This is a genomic window from Anaerococcus marasmi, assembly GCF_900290195.1.
Lineage (GTDB): Bacteria > Bacillota > Clostridia > Tissierellales > Peptoniphilaceae > Anaerococcus > Anaerococcus marasmi.
The window spans coordinates 1,920,615-1,944,829 of record NZ_OLMF01000004.1; the positions used below are offsets into that span (position 1 = coordinate 1,920,615).

The 24,215-nt window shown below is 35.3% G+C and carries 26 protein-coding genes; 22 read left to right on the top strand and 4 right to left on the bottom strand.

Going from position 1 to position 24,215, the window contains the following annotated elements:
- Positions 1-4: 4 nt before the first annotated feature.
- Complete coding sequence (locus tag C7D97_RS09575) at positions 5-757, bottom strand: bifunctional hydroxymethylpyrimidine kinase/phosphomethylpyrimidine kinase (protein ID WP_105301806.1); 753 nt, start codon at positions 755-757, stop codon at positions 5-7.
- Between the two features lie 93 nt (positions 758-850).
- Between C7D97_RS09575 and cls the strand changes: the two genes are divergently transcribed.
- The 18 genes from cls (at position 851) to C7D97_RS09665 (ending at position 16,722) form a co-directional block, all read left to right on the top strand.
- Positions 851-2,443, top strand: coding sequence for a cardiolipin synthase (gene cls, locus C7D97_RS09580; protein ID WP_105301807.1), 1,593 nt, complete (start codon positions 851-853; stop codon positions 2,441-2,443).
- An 819-nt stretch (positions 2,444-3,262) separates the two neighbouring features.
- Positions 3,263-3,646 carry a GntR family transcriptional regulator gene (locus tag C7D97_RS09585; protein ID WP_105301808.1) on the top strand — a complete coding sequence of 128 codons (384 nt, stop codon included), beginning with the start codon at positions 3,263-3,265 and terminating at the stop codon, positions 3,644-3,646.
- Positions 3,627-4,496 carry an ATP-binding cassette domain-containing protein gene (locus tag C7D97_RS09590; RefSeq protein WP_105301809.1) on the top strand — a complete coding sequence of 290 codons (870 nt, stop codon included), beginning with the start codon at positions 3,627-3,629 and terminating at the stop codon, positions 4,494-4,496. Before C7D97_RS09585 ends, C7D97_RS09590 begins: the two co-directional genes overlap by 20 nt.
- Positions 4,489-5,730 carry a hypothetical protein gene (locus C7D97_RS09595; protein ID WP_105301810.1) on the top strand — a complete coding sequence of 414 codons (1,242 nt, stop codon included), beginning with the start codon at positions 4,489-4,491 and terminating at the stop codon, positions 5,728-5,730. The genes C7D97_RS09590 and C7D97_RS09595 overlap by 8 nt, the downstream gene beginning before the upstream one ends.
- Before the next feature lie 9 nt (positions 5,731-5,739).
- Positions 5,740-6,186 carry a deoxycytidylate deaminase gene (locus C7D97_RS09600; protein WP_105301811.1) on the top strand — a complete coding sequence of 149 codons (447 nt, stop codon included), beginning with the start codon at positions 5,740-5,742 and terminating at the stop codon, positions 6,184-6,186.
- A complete protein-coding gene (locus C7D97_RS09605; protein ID WP_105301812.1) occupies positions 6,183-6,866 on the top strand; it encodes an HAD family hydrolase in 684 nt (227 codons plus the stop codon). The genes C7D97_RS09600 and C7D97_RS09605 overlap by 4 nt, the downstream gene beginning before the upstream one ends.
- A 646-nt stretch (positions 6,867-7,512) precedes the next feature.
- Complete coding sequence (locus tag C7D97_RS09610) at positions 7,513-8,016, top strand: hypothetical protein (protein WP_105301813.1); 504 nt, start codon at positions 7,513-7,515, stop codon at positions 8,014-8,016.
- Complete coding sequence (locus C7D97_RS09615) at positions 7,994-8,707, top strand: GntR family transcriptional regulator (RefSeq protein ID WP_158679138.1); 714 nt, start codon at positions 7,994-7,996, stop codon at positions 8,705-8,707. The genes C7D97_RS09610 and C7D97_RS09615 overlap by 23 nt, the downstream gene beginning before the upstream one ends.
- A gap of 143 nt (positions 8,708-8,850) precedes the next feature.
- On the top strand, positions 8,851-9,906 hold the full coding sequence (locus C7D97_RS09620) for an SIS domain-containing protein (RefSeq protein ID WP_158679139.1): 1,056 nt from the start codon (positions 8,851-8,853) through the stop codon (positions 9,904-9,906).
- 19 nt (positions 9,907-9,925) lie between these two features.
- Positions 9,926-10,945: an SIS domain-containing protein gene (locus C7D97_RS09625; RefSeq protein WP_105301816.1), complete on the top strand. Its 1,020-nt coding sequence runs from the start codon at positions 9,926-9,928 to the stop codon at positions 10,943-10,945.
- A gap of 11 nt (positions 10,946-10,956) precedes the next feature.
- Positions 10,957-11,370 carry a PTS sugar transporter subunit IIA gene (locus C7D97_RS09630; RefSeq protein WP_105301817.1) on the top strand — a complete coding sequence of 138 codons (414 nt, stop codon included), beginning with the start codon at positions 10,957-10,959 and terminating at the stop codon, positions 11,368-11,370.
- A 9-nt stretch (positions 11,371-11,379) separates the two neighbouring features.
- Positions 11,380-11,847, top strand: coding sequence for a PTS sugar transporter subunit IIB (locus C7D97_RS09635; protein WP_105301818.1), 468 nt, complete (start codon positions 11,380-11,382; stop codon positions 11,845-11,847).
- A gap of 10 nt (positions 11,848-11,857) precedes the next feature.
- Positions 11,858-12,649 carry a PTS mannose/fructose/sorbose/N-acetylgalactosamine transporter subunit IIC gene (locus C7D97_RS09640; protein ID WP_105301819.1) on the top strand — a complete coding sequence of 264 codons (792 nt, stop codon included), beginning with the start codon at positions 11,858-11,860 and terminating at the stop codon, positions 12,647-12,649.
- Positions 12,639-13,475: a PTS system mannose/fructose/sorbose family transporter subunit IID gene (locus tag C7D97_RS09645; protein WP_105301820.1), complete on the top strand. Its 837-nt coding sequence runs from the start codon at positions 12,639-12,641 to the stop codon at positions 13,473-13,475. The genes C7D97_RS09640 and C7D97_RS09645 overlap by 11 nt, the downstream gene beginning before the upstream one ends.
- A gap of 588 nt (positions 13,476-14,063) precedes the next feature.
- On the top strand, positions 14,064-14,723 hold the full coding sequence (locus C7D97_RS09650) for an HAD family hydrolase (RefSeq protein ID WP_105301821.1): 660 nt from the start codon (positions 14,064-14,066) through the stop codon (positions 14,721-14,723).
- A 133-nt stretch (positions 14,724-14,856) separates the two neighbouring features.
- The gene (locus tag C7D97_RS09655; protein WP_105301822.1) at positions 14,857-15,240 is read left to right on the top strand and encodes a GntR family transcriptional regulator; all 384 of its coding nucleotides are present in this window, start codon (positions 14,857-14,859) and stop codon (positions 15,238-15,240) included.
- Positions 15,233-16,072, top strand: coding sequence for an ABC transporter ATP-binding protein (locus C7D97_RS09660; RefSeq protein WP_105301823.1), 840 nt, complete (start codon positions 15,233-15,235; stop codon positions 16,070-16,072). The genes C7D97_RS09655 and C7D97_RS09660 overlap by 8 nt, the downstream gene beginning before the upstream one ends.
- Entirely contained in the window at positions 16,072-16,722 is a 651-nt protein-coding gene (locus tag C7D97_RS09665; RefSeq protein ID WP_105301824.1) for an ABC-2 transporter permease, read from the top strand. Before C7D97_RS09660 ends, C7D97_RS09665 begins: the two co-directional genes overlap by 1 nt.
- A gap of 46 nt (positions 16,723-16,768) precedes the next feature.
- On the opposite strand, the gene C7D97_RS09670 is transcribed toward C7D97_RS09665, so the two are convergent.
- Genes C7D97_RS09670 through C7D97_RS09680 form a run of 3 tightly spaced genes read right to left on the bottom strand, consistent with a single transcriptional unit; the run spans position 16,769 to position 20,166 of the window.
- Positions 16,769-17,701, bottom strand: a complete 933-nt coding sequence (locus C7D97_RS09670) for a 1-phosphofructokinase family hexose kinase (RefSeq protein ID WP_105301825.1) — start codon at positions 17,699-17,701, stop codon at positions 16,769-16,771.
- A 48-nt stretch (positions 17,702-17,749) separates the two neighbouring features.
- The gene (locus tag C7D97_RS09675; protein ID WP_105301826.1) at positions 17,750-19,132 is read right to left on the bottom strand and encodes a UDP-N-acetylmuramoyl-tripeptide--D-alanyl-D-alanine ligase; all 1,383 of its coding nucleotides are present in this window, start codon (positions 19,130-19,132) and stop codon (positions 17,750-17,752) included.
- Positions 19,129-20,166: a D-alanine--D-alanine ligase family protein gene (locus C7D97_RS09680; protein ID WP_105301827.1), complete on the bottom strand. Its 1,038-nt coding sequence runs from the start codon at positions 20,164-20,166 to the stop codon at positions 19,129-19,131. The genes C7D97_RS09675 and C7D97_RS09680 overlap by 4 nt, the downstream gene beginning before the upstream one ends.
- 407 nt (positions 20,167-20,573) lie before the next feature.
- Here C7D97_RS09680 and C7D97_RS09685 point away from each other — a divergent pair, with 407 nt between their 5' ends.
- The 4 genes from C7D97_RS09685 (at position 20,574) to C7D97_RS09700 (ending at position 24,042) form a co-directional block, all read left to right on the top strand.
- Positions 20,574-21,458 (top strand): aggregation-promoting factor C-terminal-like domain-containing protein, encoded by an 885-nt coding sequence (locus tag C7D97_RS09685; protein WP_105301828.1) that lies wholly within the window; start codon positions 20,574-20,576, stop codon positions 21,456-21,458.
- A gap of 423 nt (positions 21,459-21,881) precedes the next feature.
- On the top strand, positions 21,882-22,151 hold the full coding sequence (locus tag C7D97_RS09690) for an ACT domain-containing protein (protein ID WP_105301829.1): 270 nt from the start codon (positions 21,882-21,884) through the stop codon (positions 22,149-22,151).
- Between the two features lies 1 nt (position 22,152).
- A complete protein-coding gene (locus tag C7D97_RS09695) occupies positions 22,153-23,508 on the top strand; it encodes a PFL family protein (RefSeq protein WP_105301830.1) in 1,356 nt (451 codons plus the stop codon).
- A gap of 9 nt (positions 23,509-23,517) precedes the next feature.
- Entirely contained in the window at positions 23,518-24,042 is a 525-nt protein-coding gene (locus C7D97_RS09700) for a peptidylprolyl isomerase (RefSeq protein WP_105301831.1), read from the top strand.
- Positions 24,043-24,215: the final 173 nt, after the last annotated feature.

The window sequence follows — 24,215 nt, forward strand, 5'->3', positions numbered from 1 at the left end:
CCCCTTAGTCTATGAGGTCCAGATATCTTTCGATATTTATATTTTCATTAGTAGAGTATTCGATAACATCTCTATAGATTTTGGATATAATATCGACTGTCTTCTGGCAAGCTTCTTCTATAGAACATCCGTCTAGGAAGTAGGCTATGAAAAGTCCGTCGAAGAGGTCTCCCGTTCCTGTAAGTCTTTTGGGAAGTTTGTCGAAGGAAACTTTAAATTCATCCTCATCATATCCTTTCACGAAATATTTCCCGTCTTCTTCTACAGAAGTTATAAGATATTTTTTTCCTTTACTTACAAAATCCTCGTAGTCTATATCAAGAAACTTTGCCTCTGTCGCATTTGGGCTTATGATATCTGAAATATCGAGTAAGGACTTGTAGTTATCGAGCATTTTCTCATCAAGAGTTGGGTAAAGAGCCCCCTCATCTCCCATGATTGGGTCAAAGAGGACAGTAGTCTTATAGTCTAAGTTTTTTACATAATCATAGATTATATCTCTTTGCTCAGTATTGTGTATATATCCAATAGAGATAAGGTCAAACTTAAATCCTATCTCCTCCCAGTTTCTTAGGGTATCTTTTAAGTATTCTGTTGTATCTAATATGGCGTTTTTCCCGTAGGAGAAGTTGTTTGCTATAAGGGCGGTTGGAAGGAAGAAAGTGTTGTGTCCCTTGTAGGAGAGGACAGTTTCCATCATCTTGCCGGCAATTTTTCCTAGGGAAACGAAATCATTTATTATTAATATATTTTTCATCTCATTTCACCTCACCTTATATCTTATGAATTTAAAGACTTATGTCAAGCTATGATATTGTAAGTTGGAGGGATAAAGTGATATAATAAGTCTATGAATAAATTTAATAAAAATATCATTAAGAAAATCAACGAAAATAAATACGTTAAGAAAACCAGGAAGGGCTTGGGCAGTTTGATATTTTCACGAGCGGGATTATTTGCCTTTTTGGTAATCCTCCAGCTTATTTTGATGATTTATTTCTATTATAATTCTAAGATAGATTTTACTTACATAATGGGAGGAGATACCCTATCTAAGTTTATAATGATGCTTATAATCCTCAATATGAAAAAGGTATCAAACGCTAACAAATTGTCTTGGTTTATGTTAATTGCGATCGTTCCGACCTTTGGCATCATCGCCTTTCTTGTAAGTCACTATTCGATTGGTTATAAGAGAGAGCAGAGGAAGGTTGTAAGCCTTGATAAGGATTCTAGAAAATATATCCAAAAGGATAAGGATCTTTACGAAAAAATCGAGGATAGGGAAAGGAGATTTTATCCAATAGCCAAATACTTGGACGATGTGGGGGGCTTTCCAACCTACAAGGACACATCTTCTACCTACTTTAAGGTAGGAGACGATATGTTCGAGGCCATGCTAAGCGATGTGAAAAGTGCGGAAGACTTTATATTTATGGAGTTTTTCATAATCGACTATGGTTATATGTGGGGGACAATCCTAGAAGAGCTTGTCAAAAAGGCCAAGGAGGGCGTTAAGGTAAGACTTCTGTTTGATGGGTCCAATCTCATAACTAGATTAAGGTCTGATTTTCCTAAGGAGATGGAAAGCTTGGGGATAGAATGTAGGGTCTTTTCTAAGATGTATCCTATAGTATCCACCTATCAGAACAACAGAGATCACAGGAAGGTCATGGTAGTAGATGGTAAAATCGCCTACACAGGAGGGATCAACCTATCTGACGAATACATAAATGTATATGAAAGGTTTGGTCATTGGAAGGATTGTGGTGTAAGAATTAAGGGCAGTGCTGTCAAAAGCTTTACCATAATGTTTCTCAATATGTGGTTTTCTCTTGACAATAAGCCAGAAGACTACAGTCCTTATCTTAAGAAATATCCTGATACAGAAGCTACAGGTTTCTATATTCCCTTTGCTGACAATCCCCTAGATAATGAGACCATATCCAAAAACGTCCTCCTCGATACCATAAACAAGGCCAAAAAGTATGTCTATCTCATGAGTCCTTATCTAATAGTAGATGAAGAGATTAGAAATTCAATCAAGCTTGCCTCGAAGTCAGGCCTTGATGTAAGAATCTGCCTGCCACACATACCAGACAAGAAAGTAGCCTTCGCCCTTGCCAAGGACCATTACAAGGAATTTATAGAAGCAGGTGTGAGGATTTTCGAATATACTCCAGGCTTTGTCCACTCCAAGACCTGGCTTGCTGATGGAAAGGTAGGTTTTGTAGGAACAGTCAACCTAGACTACAGGGCTCTTTTTCAAAACTTTGAGTGCGGGCTTTATATGTATAAGTCAAATAGCTTGGTAGAAATCAAAAACGACTTCGATATATTCTTTGAAATTGGTCAAGAAGTAAATATGGAAGATGTTGAAAACATCAAACTAAGCTCTAAAATCTTCTCCAAAATAGTCAAGCCTTTTGCTGTTTTGATGTAGGGGATTTAAGTATTAGTGGAACGAGGGCATGGAGAGATTTCATTAGATTTATTCTTGTTAGTGTATATAAACTAAGCTGGAAAAATTTCACGATATAATGAATTCATTACTGCATAGCACTTACCCTTATGTCGAGCGCAGTCGAGACATCTCAATAGATTTCTCCGCTCACTTCGTTCAGTCGAAATAAGGGGGGGAGATGAGATTTCTCCATTTTAGTCGAAATAAGGGAGTGTCAGAAAACAAGCTATCCTTTATAAAATAATAATTTTTAGAAAAACAAATCCCTTATGTCTAATGGTTCTGGCCACAATGAACTAAGAGAATTGATGGCAGACCTTAATCGAGGTTTTGCGAGGTGAAGTCCTCAATGAGCCGGACGGGCTTGTCCTCCCTGAGCCGGACGGGCTTGTTTCTGAGCCCGCAAACTGACACCGAAGGTGGCATCTCGAGCTTGTCGAGAGATCTATTAGATTTACCTACCGTCGAGTGAAGTCGAGACATCTCAAAATTAACTAAGCTTTACAATAAACGCATAGATTTCTCCGTGTTAGTCGAAATAAGGGAGGGTGGAAAGCAAACTTTCCTTTATAATTATTTATACCTAAGGTTCATAAATCCCTTATGTCGAGCGAAGTCGAGACATCTCATTGATTTCTCCATTAAAGTCAAAATAAGGTTGATTTTGTTTGCTTCCTAGAACTTCCTTCGGGAAGTTTTTTTGTGGAAATTTTTATTTTCTCTTGCAAAAGTCTTAGTCCCTGATATAATATTATTAATAGTGTATGGTATATGGCATAACACCATAAGGGAGGTTTTATGTTTAATCTAAATTTTAATTCGGAAGTCCCTTTGTATATGCAAATCGTAGATGAGACCAAGCTCTATCTTGCGAAAGGCTTACTTAAGGATGGGGATAAGTTCCCATCTGTAAGAGACTTATCGAAAGCTTTGTCCATCAACCAGACGACTGTCTCCAAGGCCTTTAAGGAACTTGATAGACTAGGCCTAATAGAGACTAAGCCTGGCATAGGGACTTTTATCCGAATCGATCAGAGTAAGATTGGTAAGAGTAAAGATGAATTTACGGAAAATCTCAGGGAAGATTTCACCAAGGCTATATTTTTAGGCTTTGATAAGAAAGAAATACTTGAGATTTTCGATAAGACAGAAAGGAGTTTGTATGAGGATAAGGGCAGATAAAATTACTAAGGCCTTTGATGAGAAAAGAGTCCTAGATAATATTTCCTTTGACTTAGAGGAAGGAATGATTACAGGACTTGTCGGCCGTAATGGTTCAGGTAAGACCACTCTTCTTAAGTGCTTGTGTGGGATTTATGATATGGATGAAGGAAGCTTTAGCCTGGACGATAAAGATATTAGGGAAAATCCAAGTCTTATCAAAAATATTGCCTTTTTGCCAGATAGTTTTGACTATTTTAACTACTATAAGGTAAAGAATATTCCGGGCTTTTTCAAAGTTATTTATGAAGACTTCGACGAGACTTTCTTCCTTGAGGAAATCAAAAGACAAAAGATAGATCCAGACAAAAACGTAAGGAATTTCTCCAAGGGACAGAAGAATATCCTAGGTCTTATTACAATTCTTGCAAGTCGCGCGAGAATTCTTCTTATCGATGAGATCCTAGATGGGATGGATGTCCTAAACAAAAAGGAAATCCTATCATATCTGATAGATGCCAAGGATTCTGGCAAGGCAGTCTTCGCCTCAAGTCACGAGCTCGACCAGCTTTCTGGAATATCAGATTATATCTTTTATCTAACAAAAGACGGCAAGCTTATAGACACCTCTGATGAAAAAATCAACCAATTAAGGAAAATCCAACTAGTATTTAAAGACCAAGTTCCTGATAATCTGGATAGGGGGATGATTCTCGTAAATAAAATCGGAAGAGTTGCGACAATTCTTGTAAATCAAAGCGAAAAAGAAGTAGAAGAGATCTTAAATAGAAAGGACATCGTCCAATACGATATCCTAACTCCTAAGATTGAAGATTATTTCTACCTAGAAAGGGGCCGAGAAGATGCGTAATTTTAAGAATTTAATTAAATTTACCTGGAAGAGATTTTCTATATGGATTATCTTGGTGACGGTTTTTTGTACTATGGTTGTAGGCATTTCCAGTCAAAATTCTATTAGAAACGACTACGATAACTTTTCTAATAATGTTTTAAGTATGAGAGAAGATTTATACGGCAAAAATGATAATGAAGAATTAAAGATTAACGGAGAAAGTTTAGACCAGATTGAAATTGAACTTTTAAAGTATAAGGAAAAGTATAAGCTATTAGACTTTGATGATGTATACAGCCTAGATGTTTCTGGAAAAGCTCAGGATGATTACTTTGAAAGGCTAAGTAAAAATGGGGGATATGATGCCCACTATATTTACAATAGCATTAAGACCTATTTTCAAAATTTTGATGAGGGGAAATTTGATGGATCTAGATACTTCCAGGACTTGATCTTTCCTATAGTTATCTTTATGGGGCTTTTTGGATTGAGTCTTACAAGTCTTGAGCAGTCTTCTGCGATTTATGATTTTACAAGACTTATGCCTTGGAAGAAGAAAGATGAATTACTTATGAAAATAGGGATAGTATTTCTCTTTGGTATGGTAATTTTCGCTATAAATGCCATCGTTCTTGCCTTTATCTTGAAGGCTTCAGCCTTTGGGCAAATCCTAAGTTTTCTTCTTATGGGAGGGCAGATTTTTAGAAATGTCTTGATTTTCCTTGGAACAAGTATAATTTCTACTTCCTTAGGTTTTATAGCAGGTAATTTCCTAGGTCATATGGGTCTTTTCATAATGACCCTTGCAGGCTTTGAACTTTATAGGGAAAATATTAATATGACCTTGCAAGTATTTTCTACAAATATGGCAGATAAGTTTTATAGTGCTATGGCAAGCTTTGAAGAAAAGCTAAATCCTTTTACAAAAACTCTAATGTCTATTGTCTATATTGATGTAGATGATATAAGGACCATCCTAGCCTTTATCCTAGTAGCAGCTATCATATTTTTCCTAGCCTTATATCTAAGCAAAAATCAAACTAGTGAAAGAAGCGGCTATATGATAGTAAACAAAAAAGTAAGCGTATTTTGTAAGCTTCTTGCGACCCTTACCTTAGCCAATCTCATGACTTCACTTATTTATAGTGTATTTGTAGAGACTACTTTCCTTGTGATGATCATATTTGTCCTTGCCTTGTTGCTAAGTTACAAATTCTTTGATATGCTATTTAAGATAAGACTTAAATTTTAAGGAGAGAATATGGCAAAAGATAGACTTAGTTGGGAAGAATATTTTATGAAACTTGCAAAGACTGTCGCAAGACGTGGAACTTGCGATAGGGCTTATGTGGGTTGCGTTTTGGTAAATGAAGAAAACAGGATAGTATCTACTGGCTACAACGGATCGATTAAGGGAAATCCTCACTGCGATGAGGTGGGCCACACCATGAGAGAAGGGCATTGTATAGCCACAATCCATGCAGAGATGAATGCTATACTTTATTGTGCCAAGGAGGGCATAGCTACCAAAAACACCATTTGTTATGTGACCCATTTCCCTTGTCTTAATTGTACCAAGTCCCTTATCCAAGCTGGAATCAAAAAGATTTATTACGAAACAGCTTATAGGATGGACGAATATGCGGTAGAGCTTCTTGAGAGAAATAATATTAGCTTTGAGAAGATAGAAATAAGTGAAGACAAATGAAGTTAATAGCATCTGACTTTGACGGGACAATTTTCATAGATGGTAAAATAAAAATAGAAGATATAAAGGCCATAAGAGATTTCCAAGATAAGGGAAATCTCTTTGGCCTTGTAACAGGTAGGAGCTACCATTCTCTCTTAGTCTTAATAGAAGGAAAGCTTGCCCCAGACTTTGTCATAGCCAATAACGGCTCACATATTTTGGTAAAAGACGGCAAAAAGATGACAGAAATCCTAAAATATTCACTAGATAAGGATAAGCTTAGGCATGTAATAGACTACTATGGAAGGACTTACCCAATAAGGCTTTTTACAGACAAGGATAGGGCGGTAGATAGGTTAGACGACTTAAGAGAGGGTGAAGAAATCCTATCCCTTGCAGTATACTCAGACCACATCCTAGAAAATCCCTTCCAGGAAGACTTCTCATTTCACAAATCAATAGGGGTAATTGACGTAATTAACTCTGCTGTAAGCAAACAAACAGGCATAGAATTTATCAAGGACTTCTATGGATTTGATAAGGAAATAATAGCAATAGGAGATGACTTCAATGACATTGAGTTTTTAAGCAATACATCTCTTTCCTACAGCCTTGATTATGTTACTAATAAAGAGGTGAGGAAGGTATGTAATTTCAGTGTAAGATCTGTGGCAGAGCTTATATCAAATCTAATGTAGATTATGTGAGTCATCTATAAAACTCTATAAGATTCAATTTAGGTTAGAATTTGCTGATATATAATTTTGCTAGATAATACTTAAAGATTTGATAAAATGACTGCCTTTTTAAAATCATAAAAGTTAGAAACATAGGTGAGTTTGTGCCTATATATATTTTCTATTTTGGAGAAGAAATGCTTAAGTCCCATGTACAGGCATATGAGGATTATCGGATGCAATTATGTCATAGGGTACTAGTGCGGAATACAGGAATTATATGCAGTTGCTGAAGACTTTTAAGTGAATATATCTTAGAAAAAGTAGGAGAAACTATAGGCACAAAAAATGTGTTTGTGTAGCTTAATGCAATGATTCTTCTATGGAAAACATGACTAAACATTATGCTAATCACTTGTGAATTATATTATAAGTTGGAAGATTAAAGAAATCTAAGAACTCTTGTAAGTTAAAGGGAATCTGCAGCGTTATTACAATAGGTGGTTATCTAAGACTAATGGTAGGTTCATGCTTATTTGTAGAAACCTACCTAGAAATAGAAGAAAAGGCCTTGCTAATCTAATAGTAAACTACACACATCAGGCGATTAGGATAAGGATAAGGGAGATTAAAACTTGATTAATACGGATTAATAGAGAGGTTAGTTGTGGAAAAAATAGTAAGAGACTTACAAAATATAAACTACTGGAAAGAAAAAATTGAAGAGGATAGGCATTTTTCTATCAATTTGTTGAAAGTTGATGTTGTCAAGGGGAACATTTTCTTGTCAAACTTAGTTGATGCTGATAGGAATGCAGATTTAGTTTGCATAGAATTTGAAATTAAGAAAACAGACGAAATTATATCTTATTTTAAAGGGGTCTTTCATTATAAAATATTTGGAAACCTTTTATCTGAGAATCAAGACATGAAAAAAATTTTTGACTCTGTGATTTCTAAAACTGAGAGAGCCGATGTTATTTTGTCTATGGTATATTTAGATGACACAGAGGTAAAATATTTTGATTTAAAACCGGCTACTACTATGGTCATGCTTAATTCGAAGTTTTATGATAAGGAAAATATATTTGGAAACCTGCAAGAAATAACTAGGGTTGATACATTTGAATTTTTTGAAGGAGGAAAACTTGAAGAATTTCTTACATCATAAAGTAGAAGAATATCTTTTGTCAGAAATAAAAAATAGAAATTTAAAACCAGGAATGAAAATCTCCTCAGAAAGAGAGCTTGCGGACAAGTTTAATGTAAGCAGGATGACAGTCAAGTATGCTATCGATAAACTTGTAGATAGTAAGATTTTAATTAAGGTCCAAGGAAAGGGCACTTATGTATCAAATAATTTAAATTACAACGGAAGAATTATCCTTTCAGATGACAATCCAATTTCAATTAAGCATGAGAATATAGTTCTAGGAAAATCTTCGTCTGACTATGTTCAAAAATTTAAACTTTTATATAATCAGAATAATTTGAATAAAATATTCAAAAAATATTATGATTTTTATGAATTAAATAGAATAAGGTTTGCTGATGATAGCACCTATGGAGTTGAATATTGCTATTTTCCCTTTGATATTTTTAAAGATGCTATAAGGTATGATTTTTCCAAGATATCTATCTATGATTATATGGCCTATAAAAAGAACCTACCTATTAATTTTATTACAAAAATAGAAATTGTGAAAAATCCTGAAATTAGCAATATCCTAAATATAGATCTTAATAATTACATATATAAAGTGAGGTTTTTTGGCTTTAATAAAAAGAGGGACTTGGTAGAATACACCATTTCCTATATGAAAATGGATAGGGTGGAATTTAAAATTAATTACAAGCTATAATAAAAAATACTTATGAAAATTCGAGTGGTTTATAAGCTGGTTTAAAAAATCTTACTTTTTTATAAAAACGATTGCATAAAGTTTTAGATTGTTATATCATAATGATAGAAACTATATAGTTTAACAATCTAATGGAGGTGATTATGAAGAAAACAATGTTGGATTATATAAACAGTATTCCAGAATTAGTCACCGATAATCTTCTGGATGAGTCTTTGACTAAAGAGTTTATAAACTTTTACAAAAAATCCGATGGGGATTTGATTTTAGTGGCATCTGGTTCATCTTTCAATGCTTGTATGTCAGTTAAATATGCCTTAAGAGACTTACTTGATAAGAATGTCGAGGTATTTACTGCTCACACCTTTAAATACTACGAAATGAATAAATATAAGGATAAATTTATTTTGGTAGTAAGCCAGGGAGGAAAGTCAACCAATTGCATTGATCTAGTTGACAATCTAAAGGCCAATGGCATAAAGGGAGCAGTCCTTACTTCAGATGTTGAAAGTGAAATAGGAAAGCATTTGGATGAAGTTTTTGACTATGGTATAGGCATTGAAACAGTCGGGTATGTTACAAGAGGCTATGTTGGCCTAATAGTATTTTTATTGAATTTTGCTATAAATTATGGGAATAAATCCCTGTCTGAAGAATTTATTACAAGTTTGAAAAAAGATATGGAAAGTGCACACGATATCTTTGAAAACATTGTAAATAGGTCAACAGACTTATACCAAAGAGATAAGAAGAATATGTTATCAACTAAGATTGTCCATATAGTAAGTTCGGGTGATTGCCTGGGTCTTGCTAGGGAAGCCGCCTTAAAAATAAGCGAGACAACAAAAATACCAGCTATGTATTTCGAAGTTGAAGAATTCCTCCATGGGCCAAACCTACAATTAACACCAGATTATACGATTGCCATAATTGACAACCTAGATGACACAAGTGCTAGGGAATATGAACTGTTTAAAGCCTTAAAACAAGTGACTGATAAATGTTATTTTATAACAGATAGGCAAATAACTGATGAAAACGTTATAGTTATCAGCTATGAAAGCAAATTAACAAGGTTGATTTATTCTATAGTACCTTTCCAATTATTTTCATACTATGTAACAGAGATAATGGGTACTTGGAAAACTCATCCTTTGATGGAAAAATTTGATGATTCAATAGTTTCAAAAGCGAAGTAATAAATAATAGGAGTTTGAAATGGGAAAAATATACAATTTTGACACAGAAAAATATTTAGAAGATGGAGTTGCAACTTACCAAAAGAGAGAAGATGTAGAAAAGCTAGCAGTTCAAATAGCTAAAGAAGGATTTGATAACCTTTACTTAATGGGTATTGGTGGTACGGAATTTGAATTTTACCACTTATATTATATGCTAGATAAGTATTTTGACATAGATGTTCATCTAATAAGTGCGGCTGACTATTTCCTAAAAAAAGATAAAAAATTAAGTAAAAAATCTTTAGTAGTTACAGCAAGTTCAAGTGGTAATACTGTTGAATTAATCAAGGCTGTCAAAGAATTCCAAGAAAGAGAAGTTAGAGTTGTATCGTTCACCAAATTAGATTCTGAACTTGCGAAATACTCTACACATGTAATTGAAGAAGCTGCTGTAACGGGCAAGGTAGAATTTTCCTACCTACTTCAAACTATCTTCCTATACAAAATATTAAATGAGATGGGTCAATTTGATGACTATGAAGAATTTGCTGATCAATTAAAGGGAATCTTCAATAGCTTAGTAGGTATTAGAGAAAAATTCGACAAAAGAGCTGACCATATAGCAAGCAAAATCTATGACGCTGAGCATACTATATTTACAGCATCTGGTGCCCTTTGGGGTGAATGTTTACTATATTCAATGTGTATCTTAGAAGAGATGCAATGGATTAGAACAAGGCCAGTAACAAGCTCTTTATTCTTCCATGGCACCTTAGAATTAGTAGAGGAAAACGTACCAGTATTTATTATAAAAGGTGAGGACGAATTTAGAGAGCAAGATAATAGGGTAGAAAATTTCTGTAAAAAAATAAACGCAGAGCACTATGTATTTGATACTCAAGAATTTGCACTTAATGGTATTGATAACAAGTTTAGAAAATACCTAACACCTTGGATCGCAACTGCTCTCCTAACAGAAAGGATGGGAAGAAATTACGCTAAATACACAAACCACAACTTAGAATACAGAAGATATTATAGACAATTTGACTATTAAAAGGCTAAGTTATGAAAGTTTTGTTAGTAAGTCACGCCTATATGGCAAAGGGTGTGAAATCAAGTGTAGAATTAATATTAGGCCCTCAAGAAAATTTGTTTGCGATGGCAGCTTATGTCGACCAGGAAGCTCCTTTTGAAAAGGATATAAAGAAATTTCTTGAGGAAAATAAAAATGACAAATTAGTAATAATATCTGATCTTTTTGGTGGCAGTGTAAATAATGAGCTTATGAAACTTGTCGCTGATAAGGAAAATGTAATACTTATTACAGGGATGAACCTCATCCTTGTAATGAGTGTACTTTTGGCAAGTGAAGACACTATAGATGATGAAATTGATGAAATAATTGAAAATTCAAAAAAAGGAATCCTAAAATGTCTTGTATCAGATATAGAAGCTGATGTAGAATTGGACGACTTTTAAGGAGATACCATGATAAAATTATTAAGAATTGACCATAGGCTCTTACATGGACAAGTAGCCTTCTCATGGTCACAGAGCTTAGATGCAAATGCAATTTTGTTAGCGAATGATGAGCTAGTCCATGATAGGCTAAGACAAAATGTAATCAAATTTTCAAAACCTGCTGGAGTTAAGGTAATAGCTAAAACTATAGAAGATTCTATCAAGGCTATAAAGTCTGGGGTAACGGATAAATACAATTTATTTATTATAGTTGAAAGTATTGCTGATTGTGAAAAAATAGTAAATGCACTAGATATTAAAGAGGTAAATCTAGGAGGTACTTATCCTCACGAAGGCTATGATAAGCTTGCAGTTGCTGTTTATGCAAATGAAGAAGATAAAGATATACTAAGAAACATGATCTCAAAAGGCGTGGATGTATATATTCAAGGCGTACCATCTAGTAATAGGGTTGATGTAGAAGATGTAATTTAAAGGAGATTATATGTTACGAGAAACAATGCTTTTAGCACTTATAATGCTACTAGGTAGGGCGGAGTTCTTTCTAGGAACAGCTTTAATTCAAAGACCTATTGTTATTGGGCCACTAGTTGGACTTGTGCTTGGAGACTTTCAAGCAGGTTTAATAATGGGAGCAACTCTTGAACTTGCCTTTATTGGTGCAGTTAGTATAGGTTCTTATATACCACCAGATATGTTGTCAGGAACAGTATTGGGTGTTGCCTTTGCTATAAAGGCCGGAAGTGGTCCTGAAGCTGCATTAACCCTTGGTATGCCAATAGCTAGTTTGATGTTAGCTCTTAGGACAATAATAGGATCACCGTTATTAGTTGCTCTAGGTCACTTGGCTGATAAACACGTTGCAGATGGAAAATACAAGATGTTTAGCTTTGATGTTTTAGTAATTCCATTTTTCATTGAAATGATTACATCAAGCGTTGTACCTATTGCTTACTATTTTGGTAGTGATGCCGTAACAAATGCTTTAGGAGGCATACCTGAATTCGTTACAACAGGGATAGAAATAGCTACAGGAATGTTACCAGCTCTTGGTTTTGCGATGTTAGCACAAATGATAATGAACAAAAAGGTAGCACCTTTCTTCTTTATGGGTTACTTCCTCCTTGCTTATTTCTCAAATTCAGGATTAACAACCACAGGGATAGCTATATTCTCAATAATTATTGCAGCTATAGGCTTTTTCAAACAAGATGAGGTTCAAAGCGTAGCCTATACTAGTAGTGAACAGGAAGGGTATGTGTTAGATGAATTTTAATAAGATAAAAAATCCAGATAGTATAATAACAAAAAAAGATTTAAGAAAATTAGGTTTCAGAACACTTCCAATGGAACACGCTTGGAACTATGAGAGAATGATGCACATGGGATATGCTTGGGCTTTGATGCCTATTTTAAAGAAGCTATATCCTGAAGATGAAAATTTCAAAGAAGCTCTAACAAGACACCTTGAATTTTATAATACAACCCCTTTTATTATTAGTTTTCCTCTTGGTATTTCTGCCGCTATGGAAGAAGAAAGAGCTAATAATATTGATACATTTGATACCAAATCCATATCTGAAGTTAAAACAGCTCTGATGGGACCTCTTGCAGGAATAGGAGATTCAATATTTTGGGGTACGCTAAGGATTATTGCTACAGGAATTGGTACATCTCTAGCCCTACAAGGAAATGTCCTCGGACCAATATTATTTTTACTAACATGGAATGTACCGAGTTTACTTTGTAGGTATATCTTATCATTTGTTGGTTTTAACCTTGGTACGGAAGTTATAACCCAGGCAAATGAACATGGGATAATGGAAAAATTAACCAAGGCAGCTTCAATAGTAGGTCTTGCAGTGGCAGGATCCATGACAGCTGAAATGGTAAATGTGAATATAGGTTTTAGTTTAGGATCAGGAGAAGCAGCCACAACAATCCAAGAAATATTAGATGGTATTATACCAGGAATTCCTACCTTATTAATATTCTGGTTATCGTGGGTTCTACTAAAGAAAAAAGTGAATCCATTAATAATAATGCTAATAATGTTAGCTATTGGATTAATAGGAGCTTATACAGGTATATTAGCAGTGTAATAAGAATAAAAAGTGATGTGCTTAGCATATCACTTTTTATTTAGAATTTGATGGTAAAATTAATAAAATATATTCAAATGAAATATAAAGAAATTAATGATACACTTACATTGTATGGAAGGATTGAGGAGTATCAAAATAGTGTACATTTTTTTGACCACAATAGTGCAATTAAGATAGAGTAATGCTGTAAATTTTGAGGAAAGTATCGAGTAAACTTCAGAAAAATAGTTGATTCAAATACCTATAAATTTGTAAAATTAATAATATCCGGTTGTAGAAAAGGATTTTCAAATTGTAAAATTATCTTTAATAAGCATAATTTACCGATATTCCTTTGAGATCTCGGTTGTCCAAGTTAAATTTACTTAAATGAAAATTCAAGTGAATCAATAAAAAAGATTAGCTACCAAATCAAACTGATTTTAGACTTAGTAGTGAAGAGAATAATGTTTCTGTAACTAGCTATAGAAACAAAACGACTAGAAAATCTTTGAAATCTAAAATGACGTTGAAATATTTTATGAATTTAGTGCACTTTGTATAGATTAAATTGATAATTGAGAAGGGAGTTATGGAAGAGGTTTTATGAAAAGTTTGATATTTGATGTTGACGGGACAATCTTAGATTCTATGCCGATGTGGTTAGAGCTTGAGAATAATTTATTGGAAAAATATGGTTATACTATGGATAGTCTAGACAAGGATATAAAAGACACAATAGAATCTCTTAGTATTGAGGGAATGAGCAAGTATATAGCAGATACAATTGCCAAAGATATGACATTCGAAGAAGTCTATTATTATTTTCAAAGTTCGATAGAGTATAAATACTCTAATGAAGTGGAAGCCAAAGAAGGCGTGATAGAGACAATAAAAAATCTTTATGGTAAGGGAGTTCAACTATCAGTAGCATCATCGTCTAGTTCATACTGCATAGTCAAAGCTTTTAAAAGGCTTGGTATTTATGATTACTTTAGCTTAATAGCAACTGCTGATAATACTGGACTAAAAAAATCACAAAGAGAGTTTTGGATAACGCTTGCTAAAAAACTACAAAGAGATCCTGAACAAATTATCTTATATGATGACGCTCTATATGCTATCGAAATGGCAAAAAAAGTAGGTATTGAAGTGGTAGGAATAAAAGACTTTCCACGGAATGAAACAGACTGGGAAGAAATAGTAAGCGTTTGTTCTTATACTCTTGATGCGGTTAGCGACATCAGCTTGGATCAGGTAATTTAAAGATTTTAAAATCACATTTTTTAATATTTTTATGAATGAACATTCTCTCATCTTTATGGGTGGGGGAATTTTTTATTTACATTGACAAGTGTTATAAACTGTTATATACTGTTATAGAGAAGAGGGGAAGAATTTGAAAATTATTATAAAAAATGGATCACCAGTGCCCATTTATGAACAGATTAGGGATGCGATTAGAGAAGAGATCCTAAAAGAAAAGCTAAAAGCAGGAGAAAAGCTTCCTTCTGTAAGGTCTCTTGCAAGAGAGCTTTCCATATCTATTCTTACTGTGAAAAAAGCCTATGATGAACTAGAAAAGGAAGGATTTATTGTTTCGAAACAAGGGCTTGGGACTTTTGTAGGAGAAGACGATCCCAAACTAAGGATAGAGGAAAAACAGAAAAATCTCGAAGAAGCTCTACTGGATGCGATTAAGATTTCTAAGGATCTAGAAATGGAGAAGAAAGATTTGATCGAAATATTGGAATATTTGTATGAAGGAGATTTCAATGACTGATAAGATATTGGCAAAGGCTTTAGAGAAAAATTACGATAAGTTCAGTCTAGGACCTAATGATTTTTCTATAAAGAAAGGTTTTGTAACTGGATTTATTGGCAAAAATGGAATGGGTAAGACAACTACAATCAAGGCACTTTTATCTCTAATTAATTACGATGGAGAGATTCTGCTTGATGGAGAAAGGTTAACTGATTTGAATTATCTTCAGGACATTGGTTTTGTAATGGATGAGTCCTTCCTTGCCAAAGATTGGAATATGAATCTTGTAGATAAGGCGATGGACCTTGGATACAAAAATTGGGATTCTTCAACTTTTTATAAGTATTTGGATAGGTTCGATATAGCAAAAGAGAAAAAAGTAAGCGAGCTTTCAAGAGGAATGAAGATAAAACTAATGCTATCAATCGCCCTATCTCATAAGGCGAAAATCCTCATTCTAGATGAACCTACCAGTGGACTTGATCCTTCTATGAGGGATGAATTAGTCGATTTGATCCTTGATTTTATGGAGGAGGACGAGGACCATACGGTTTTATTTTCGACCCATATCACCCAAGACTTAGATAGGATTGCTGATTTTCTTATCTTTATAGATGAAGGAAATATTGTCTATGAGGGCAGTAAGGATGATTTTTATGACAAATTCCTTATAGTTAAGGGCGGAGTAGATGATTATGAGAAATTATCTCCTTGTAATATTTTGGGAGTAAAGAAGACTAATGTAAACTTTGAGGCCTTGGTGTTAAAGGAAGGCTACATAGAAAATCCTGACTTACTAGCAGAAAGAGCAAAGATTGAACAAATAATGATTTTATATGGGAGGAAGTAATGGATATTAGGAAATTAATTAAACTTGATTATATATCAATCAAACCGTATTTTACCCTAAAGAACTTACTCATAATGACGATTTTGGCCTTTGTTTATACTAAACTTATGAATAGCCCTTCCATGATAATATCTATAACTATGATCTTCGCTATGCTTTTCTCATCATATCCATTTTTGATAGGGGAAAATTCTGGCATAGATGGGCTTTATAGGATTTTTGGAATTAATCCGAAAGATGTAGTAATAGGTAGATTCACGCTTGCTGGACTTATATATATAGCTACAAGCATAATCGGGATTATTTATTATATACTACTAACACTTGTTAGCGATTTGGTCTTTACTAAAGAAATATTTCTATTTATTCTAACAAACTTCTTGGTTTATGGATTAATTACCTCTATTCAGTATCCGATATTTTTTAAATATGGTTATACCAAAGCTAAAACTTTTGCGTTTTTGCCTATGTTCATTATAGGAATATTGGGAATACTTGGAGGATTTTTAATAGAAGACTTGGATAGTGTTTTTAATTTCATAGATTCGCATATAGAATTATTCTTAGGGATCTCTATTATAGTAGTAATAATTGTAATTCTCCTATCGATAATATTATCTATAAAATTCTATAAAAGAAGAGATTTTTGATAGAAAAAGTCCTGGCTTAGTTTATCTAAGTTCCAGGACTATATTTTTATCCAATTTTTTCGATATTGACAAGAGGAAGCATATTCATGATCTCTTCTCTTGATGGGAGGTCTAGGACTCTTGCTGTGGCAGAGGCACTTGCAACTGAGACCTTGTATGATTCTACTGGGTCGCCATCACGAACCATGGTTCCTACGAAACCACCAATCATAGCATCTCTGCAGGCAACAGTATTTATTATTTCATTATCATCTTTTAGTGGAGTTGATTCGTAGACATCATCTCCGACAAAGAACATTGATCCACTCGCACCGTAGGAGATTATTACATATTTTGCCCCCATATTTACGAGCTTTTTGCCGTAAGGGATGAAGTCTTTTTTATCTTCTATTCTAACATTGAATATTTCTTCGATATCTTCACTGTTTGGTTTAACTAGGATTGGTTTTTCTTTGACCATATCGAGGAGGTATCTAGCAGGTACGTCTGCTACGAATTCTGCTCCGTTTGCTGTAGCTACTGATACGAGCCTTGTGTAGATATCATTATCGAGTCCATCTTCCATTGGAGGAACAGATCCACCAAAGATTATGGTGTCTCCTTCTCTTACTCTTGATAGATAATAAACTAATTCGTCTACTTCCTCGCTTTTGATGGTTGGTCCTGGGAAGTTGATCATGGTTTCTTGTTTGTTTTCGAAAAGTTTGATATTTGTTCTGTTGTGGTTTTCCATCTTGACGAAATTGGTACTAATGTTTTCATTGTTTAGCCAATCTTTGATAAATTCTCCCTGAAAGCCTCCGGTAAATCCTGTAGCTATGGTTGGAATTCTAAGGGAGGAGAGGATCCTTGATACGTTTAGGGCCTTTCCTCCTGGTATGGATCTTTCTTGGACGATGTTATTTTGTCCACCGAGATTGAGATTTTTAAGTTCTACAAATAAATCAATTGATGGATTTAAGGTTACGGTATAAATCATTATTCTTCCTTTCCTTTCTTTTCTTTTCTAATTCTTTTCTAATTTTTCCTATAATTTTAACTTGCTTATACTTTCTATAATTTCTTCCATGTGCATGCCATGGCTGCCTTTGACAAAGACCAGGCTAGATTTTGTTATCAGAGACTTTAGCTTGTCTATGAGATCATTTTTGCTGGTGAAGTGGAAGATCCTATCCTTGGAGAAGTTCTCTGAGGCTCCCTCATACATATGTTTAGAAAGGCTACCAAAGAAGAGACAATAGTCAATATCTTTTGGGTCAATCTCGCTTCCTACTTCATAATGGAGGTCGTTTTCGCTCTCTCCAAGCTCCAGCATATCACCGAGCACTAGGATTTTGGTATCATAGCCACCTAGAAGCTTAGTCGTCTCAAGGCCACTTCTTAGAGATTGAGGGTTTGACTTATAACAGTCATCCAAGACATCGAAACCTTCAAGTTCTATTATACTAGACCTATTATTGGCAGGAGTTACTTCAGAAAGTCCCTTTTTGATCTGATCATTGCTTAGGCCAAGAAGGCTAGAGACTAGAACTGTCACTCCTCCGTTGTAGATATTGTGGCTACCAAGTAGGGGAATGGTGTAAGTTTCTCCATCATGGGAGAATTTTACATTTCCTCTATTATCACCAGAGGCTTTTACTACGAAGTCATTATCATCACATTCTCCGAAAGATATCATCTTTTGTTTTACTTCATAGGAGGAGATTTCCTTTTTCATTGTAGGATCATCACCGTTATATATGAAATATCCGTCTGGGCTTAGGCCTTCTACGATTTCCATCTTAGCCTTTAAGATTCCCTCTTTGGTCTTGAGATTTTCTAGGTGACTATCTCCAATATTCGTAATGATTGCAATATCAGGTTTTGATATATTTGTAGTAAGAGATATATCTCCAAAGCTATCTGTTCCCATCTCTACTATAGCGATATTTGTATCTTCATCAAGGGATAGGATAGTTTTAGGAACTCCTATTTCGTTGTTTAAGTTTCCTATAGTCTTTTGAACCTTGTACTTTTCCTTAAGGACTTCGTAGAGAAGGTCCTTGGTAGTTGTCTTTCCGTTTGATCCTGTGATGCCTATTACTTTAATATCTTTTAGCTCGCTCCTGTAGGATCTTGCCAAATCTTGGAGAGACTTTAATGTATCTTCGACTCTTATATAAGGAATGGATATATTTCCTTTTATCTTACAATCACGATCTGCTAGAAAGGCAGAGGCACCCTTATCTTCACATTCCTTGATGAAAAGTCTTCCGTCAAAGACTTCTCCGATTAGGGGAATGTAGAGGTTTCCTTCTTGGATTGTCCTTGAATCAGAAGATACTCCCTTGATTTTAAGACTAGCGTATTTTTCATCTGAGATTTCTCCGCCGATCATTTTGGCGATTTCGCCTAGATTTCTTTCTATCATTTCTGCCACCTTTCAAATCCATCTTCTATTAATCTATCCAAAACTTCCGAAAAGCTTTCATCATACATAAGCTCGCAAAGTCTTGCGAAAAATGATGAAGGGGTAAATCCAGGGAAGGTGTTGATCTCATTGACATAGAAATTATTATCTTTGCCTAGGAAGATATCAACCCTGGCAAAGCCTTCACAGCCGCAAGCCTCGTAAGCTCTTCTTGCAAATTCTTGAGCCTCTTCAAGCTTTTCTTTTTCTAGTATATAAGGAAGAGTCTCCTTGGTAGACTTAGAAAAATACTTGGCATCGTAGTCGAGGAAGGTGTGGTCTGAGATATAGGCTGCAGGCTCAGAGACATCTGGATTCATGTAGCCTACAAGAGCAAACTCGATTTCCTGGCCTTCGATTAGCTCTTCTACAAGGACCTTTTTGTCATACTTTAAGGATTCTTCTCCAGCAGCTAGAAGTTCCTTCTTACTTGTAACCTTGCTTACCCCGACAGAAGACCCATTAGCAGAAGGCTTTACTATAAGAGGAAGACCAATCTCTCCGATACATCTATCAGCGAAGTCACTATCAAAGCCATCCTTATTAGTATAGAGATACTTGGCCTGGCTTAATTTATTCTTCTCAAAGATATCATTACTTGTAACCTTGTCCATGCAGATTGCTGAAGATAGAAGGCCATTTCCTATGTAGGCAATTCCTATAACATCTAGGAGGGCTTGGATGGTTCCATCTTCTCCATAAGTTCCGTGGACTGCAGGAATTACAATAGTCTTTGAATAATCCTCCTTAGATAGGCAGTCGAGGAAACTTGCAATAGACTTTGTCCTATTTTCCTTAACTTCCCTAACTAGGTCAAACTCATTATCAGTATCGATCTTATCGAAACTTTCTGAGTAAGCTCCTTTCTTATTAATATATACCAACTTTATCTTATATTTTTCTTCATTTAAATTCTTGCTTATGTTAAGGGCACTTCTTAAAGAGATATCATGCTCGCTTGAAGGTCCACCACATAAAATATAGACATTAATCATTCTTTGCTCACTTTCATATAAATTCTATGAGGATTATACTACTTTAGGAAATTTTGGGCTAATAATTAGGAAATTGGGGCTAAGCTTAAAGAAAAAATCACAAGAGATTACATTTGTTACAATTTAATTCGCTAAAAGGAAGAAAAAAATATAGCTGTTATGTAAGAAATATAGAAAAATAATGAAAAAAATCTATGAATTTAATAAAATATTTGATAAAATCATCTAAAAAAGTCCAGGGAAAACCATATATATCAATATTTCTAAGAAAATATCAAAAAAAATCATAATCTACATAATTTTCACACAATTTAAAGGTACAATAGGTCTTGTGAAAAACAGTTGTTAATATTTTGTAACTATTATTACAAGTAAAATTAAATTTGAAAATTAGAAAGAGGATATATATGAACAAATTCACAAAATACGCACTAGCAGCAGCGCTAGTACTACCATCAGTATTTACTTTCGGATCAAAGGAAGCAAAGGCTGACAGAATCGAACTTAACACAGAAAAGGCAAAAGCAGTAAACGTAAGAAGCAGTGCTAAAGAAGTAAACAATGTTATTGGAACAATCAATGACGAAAACAAATCTTACGAAATTCTTGGAAAAGCTAATGGCTGGTACAGAATTGACTTCGAAGGAAAAGAAGCATTCGTAGGAACACCATGGTTCAACGTAACAGCTGAAACAGAAGTTATTGCTCCAGCAAACTTCAGAGATGAAGCTCAACTTTCATCAAATGTAATAAGCGTTCTACAAGAAGGCGATGTAGTTGAAGTTATCGAAGAAGCAGATAATGGATATGTTAAAGTAAAATTCGATGGTAAAGAAGGATACGTATACAACAACCTTCTAAAATCATTCAAAGAAAGAAACGAAAAAGCTCAAAATAAAGCTAAAGCACCAGTAAGTAATAATAACGAAGCTTCATACCAAACGTATGAAGAACCAACATACACATACACAGAAGAATATTACTACGAAGAACCAGCAGAAGACTACTACTATGAAGAGCCAGCTAGTGACTACTACGAAGAAGACTACTCTTCATACCAAGGAGATTCAAACTGGGCAAAAGAATGGATAGCTCAAAGAGAATCAGGTGGATCATACACAGCATATAACCCAGCTGGTGGCTACTACGGAAGATACCAACTAAACCCATCCCTAGTAGGCTACGGAGCAAGCCCAGAAGAACAAGAAGCAGCAGCAGACTCATACGTATACGGAAGATACGGTTCATGGGAAAACGCTCAAGCATTTTGGGCTAATAATGGTTGGTATTAAGTGAGCCCCTCCGGCTCGTGGAGGAGTCTCCATGAAATGGTTCTGCGCAGCAGAATGCCCGTCTGGCCAATAGAAGACCCTCCGCGGAGTGGTCGCAGGGCGAAGCCCGAGAATTCCCAAGCGGCTTAGAGCGCCCAAATCAAGGGTCGTTTAACTGGCTAATTGAGTGCCCACCACGGAGTGGTTCTGCGAAGCAGAAGATAGGCCCGTCTGGCCAATAGAAGAAATTATCCGCGCCCTGGTAGCGGCTCCACGGAGTGCTTACTTTAAAAACAAAAACTAATCAGAATCAAAAACTTAGACTAAGACCTTGATGGTTTTAGTCTTTTTTCTTGCACTAAAGTCTTTAGTGGCTATTTTTCTTTGCACTAATTAATAAAAGGGTAAAATCATAAGTAGGAAAAGGCTCATTAGGAGGAAGAAATGAAAGCTATACTAACAGTCATAGGAAATGATCAAGAAGGAATTATCTATAAAATTTCTAAAGTTTTATATGAATACAACATCAATATCCTTGATCTAAGCCAAACTATAATGGAAGACCAATTTGTAGGAATGTTTAATATCGACTTTACAAAGTCAAAGGTAGACTTTGCTGAAATTAAGAAAGCCTTTGATGAATTGGCCGATGCGAACAATCTCGAAATAAGAATCCAAAACGAAAAGCTCTTTGACGCTATGCACAGGATTTAATATGGATAAGAATAATATTATTGAAACAATCAAAATGCTAGATGAGGAAAATCTCGACATCAGGACCCTCACCATGGGGATTTCTCTTTTTGATTGTATAGACAAAGATTATAAAAAAGCATGTGATAAAATTTATGATAAAATCCTAAGAGAAAGCAAGGACTTTATCAAGACTTCCAAGGAAGTCTCTGCAATCTATGGTGTGCCAATCATTAATAATAGGATATCTGTTACACCAATTTCTCTTATTGCGGCAGCAACAGACCTTGACGATTACACTCCCTTTGCCGAATGCCTCGACAGGGCGGCTAAGGATGTTGGAGTTGACTTTATAGGGGGATTTTCTGCCCTAGTTCAAAAGGGCATGACCAAGGCTGATGAGATCTTGATTAAATCTATCCCAAAAGCCCTATCTACAACTGACCTAGTATGTTCCAGTATAAATGTCGGCTCAACCAAGGCAGGAATCAACATGGATGCTGTAGCCATGTGCGGGGAAGTCGTAAAAGATTTGGCAGAAAGAACTAAGGATACAGATGCCCTAGGATGTGCCAAGCTTGTAATATTTTCAAATGCAGTAGAGGATAATCCCTTCATGGCAGGAGCCTTCCATGGAGTAAGTGAGGCCGATACAGTAATTAATGTCGGAGTTTCAGGTCCTGGTGTAGTAAAAGCAGCAATCTCAGGCAAGGATGAGCTTCCTATTAATGAAATCTGCGAAATTATCAAAAAGACAGCCTTCAAAATTACCAGGATGGGCGAGCTTGTAGCAAGAGATGTCTGCGATAGGCTTGGCAAAAACTTCGGAATACTAGACTTATCCCTAGCCCCAACTCCTGCCATAGGAGATTCTGTAGGAAGAATCTTAGAAGAGATTGGAATAGATAATGTAGGAGGACACGGAACAGTAGCAGCCCTAGCCCTTCTAAATGACGCTGTAAAAAAGGGTGGCCTTATGGCAAGTGCTTCTGTCGGAGGACTTTCTGGAGCCTTTATACCAGTGAGCGAAGACGAAGCGATGATTAAGGCAGTAGATGGAGGACATTTGACCTTTGATAAGCTAGAAGCTATGACTTCTGTTTGCTCTGTTGGTCTTGATATGATTGCAATTCCAGGATCTACAAGCTCAGCTACAATTTCTGCTATGATTGCAGATGAGGCGGCAATAGGAATGATAAATGCCAAAACTACTGCAGTAAGGATAATCCCTGTTCCAGGAAAGGAAGTAGGAGATTATGCAGAGTTTGGTGGGCTTTTAGGCTATGCACCAATTATAGACATAGGTAATTCCAATTCAGATAAAATGATTAAAAGAGGCGGTCATATACCAGCCCCTGTTCACTCATTCAAAAACTAAGGAGGAAATATGGAAAACAAGAACCCAATAGTAACATTTGAAATGGAAAATGGAGATACTTTCAAGGCAGAACTCTACCCAGAAGTTGCTCCAAACACAGTAAGAAACTTTATCTCACTTATAGGTCACAATTTCTATGACGGAGTAATCTTTCATAGGGTAATCAAAGGCTTTATGATCCAAGGAGGAGACCCAGAAGGAGTAGGAATCGGTGGCCCTGGCTATGCTATCAAGGGAGAATTTGCTGCAAATGGCTTTGAAAATAACCTAAAACACGACAGAGGAGTTCTCTCCATGGCAAGATCTATGATGCCAGATAGTGCAGGCAGCCAATTTTTCGTAATGCACAAAGACAGCCCTCACCTAGATGGCCAATACGCAGCCTTCGGCAGGGTAATCGAAGGAATGGATGTTGTTGATAAGATAGCGGAAACAAAAACTGACTTCCAAGACAAACCAAAAGAAGACCAAGTGATGAAGACAGTAACTGTAGAAACTTTTGGCGTAGACTATGAAGAGCCAGAAACAATTTAGCAATATTTAAAAATAGCAGGCAAGATGTCTGCTATTTTTTTAACATAAGATATATATAATATGTTCTACTAAAAATTTAGTTTTGTGGTATATTGTAATTGGAATAAATTGTCAGAACTAGGGGACTGACTATAGGAAATAAAGTGTTTTAAAATAACAATTAAAGGAGGGAA

Bases quoted from the DNA above. Each gene is read 5' to 3' on its own strand.
- C7D97_RS09575 (WP_105301806.1), bottom strand. From the start codon at position 757: ATGAAAAATATATTAATAATAAATGATTTCGTTTCCCTAGGAAAAATT.
- cls (WP_105301807.1), top strand. From the start codon at position 851: ATGAATAAATTTAATAAAAATATCATTAAGAAAATCAACGAAAATAAA.
- C7D97_RS09585 (WP_105301808.1), top strand. From the start codon at position 3,263: ATGTTTAATCTAAATTTTAATTCGGAAGTCCCTTTGTATATGCAAATC.
- C7D97_RS09590 (WP_105301809.1), top strand. From the start codon at position 3,627: ATGAGGATAAGGGCAGATAAAATTACTAAGGCCTTTGATGAGAAAAGA.
- C7D97_RS09595 (WP_105301810.1), top strand. From the start codon at position 4,489: ATGCGTAATTTTAAGAATTTAATTAAATTTACCTGGAAGAGATTTTCT.
- C7D97_RS09600 (WP_105301811.1), top strand. From the start codon at position 5,740: ATGGCAAAAGATAGACTTAGTTGGGAAGAATATTTTATGAAACTTGCA.
- C7D97_RS09605 (WP_105301812.1), top strand. From the start codon at position 6,183: ATGAAGTTAATAGCATCTGACTTTGACGGGACAATTTTCATAGATGGT.
- C7D97_RS09620 (WP_158679139.1), top strand. From the start codon at position 8,851: ATGAAGAAAACAATGTTGGATTATATAAACAGTATTCCAGAATTAGTC.
- C7D97_RS09625 (WP_105301816.1), top strand. From the start codon at position 9,926: ATGGGAAAAATATACAATTTTGACACAGAAAAATATTTAGAAGATGGA.
- C7D97_RS09630 (WP_105301817.1), top strand. From the start codon at position 10,957: ATGAAAGTTTTGTTAGTAAGTCACGCCTATATGGCAAAGGGTGTGAAA.
- C7D97_RS09635 (WP_105301818.1), top strand. From the start codon at position 11,380: ATGATAAAATTATTAAGAATTGACCATAGGCTCTTACATGGACAAGTA.
- C7D97_RS09640 (WP_105301819.1), top strand. From the start codon at position 11,858: ATGTTACGAGAAACAATGCTTTTAGCACTTATAATGCTACTAGGTAGG.
- C7D97_RS09645 (WP_105301820.1), top strand. From the start codon at position 12,639: ATGAATTTTAATAAGATAAAAAATCCAGATAGTATAATAACAAAAAAA.
- C7D97_RS09650 (WP_105301821.1), top strand. From the start codon at position 14,064: ATGAAAAGTTTGATATTTGATGTTGACGGGACAATCTTAGATTCTATG.
- C7D97_RS09660 (WP_105301823.1), top strand. From the start codon at position 15,233: ATGACTGATAAGATATTGGCAAAGGCTTTAGAGAAAAATTACGATAAG.
- C7D97_RS09665 (WP_105301824.1), top strand. From the start codon at position 16,072: ATGGATATTAGGAAATTAATTAAACTTGATTATATATCAATCAAACCG.
- C7D97_RS09670 (WP_105301825.1), bottom strand. From the start codon at position 17,701: ATGATTTATACCGTAACCTTAAATCCATCAATTGATTTATTTGTAGAA.
- C7D97_RS09675 (WP_105301826.1), bottom strand. From the start codon at position 19,132: ATGATAGAAAGAAATCTAGGCGAAATCGCCAAAATGATCGGCGGAGAA.
- C7D97_RS09680 (WP_105301827.1), bottom strand. From the start codon at position 20,166: ATGATTAATGTCTATATTTTATGTGGTGGACCTTCAAGCGAGCATGAT.
- C7D97_RS09685 (WP_105301828.1), top strand. From the start codon at position 20,574: ATGAACAAATTCACAAAATACGCACTAGCAGCAGCGCTAGTACTACCA.
- C7D97_RS09690 (WP_105301829.1), top strand. From the start codon at position 21,882: ATGAAAGCTATACTAACAGTCATAGGAAATGATCAAGAAGGAATTATC.
- C7D97_RS09695 (WP_105301830.1), top strand. From the start codon at position 22,153: ATGGATAAGAATAATATTATTGAAACAATCAAAATGCTAGATGAGGAA.
- C7D97_RS09700 (WP_105301831.1), top strand. From the start codon at position 23,518: ATGGAAAACAAGAACCCAATAGTAACATTTGAAATGGAAAATGGAGAT.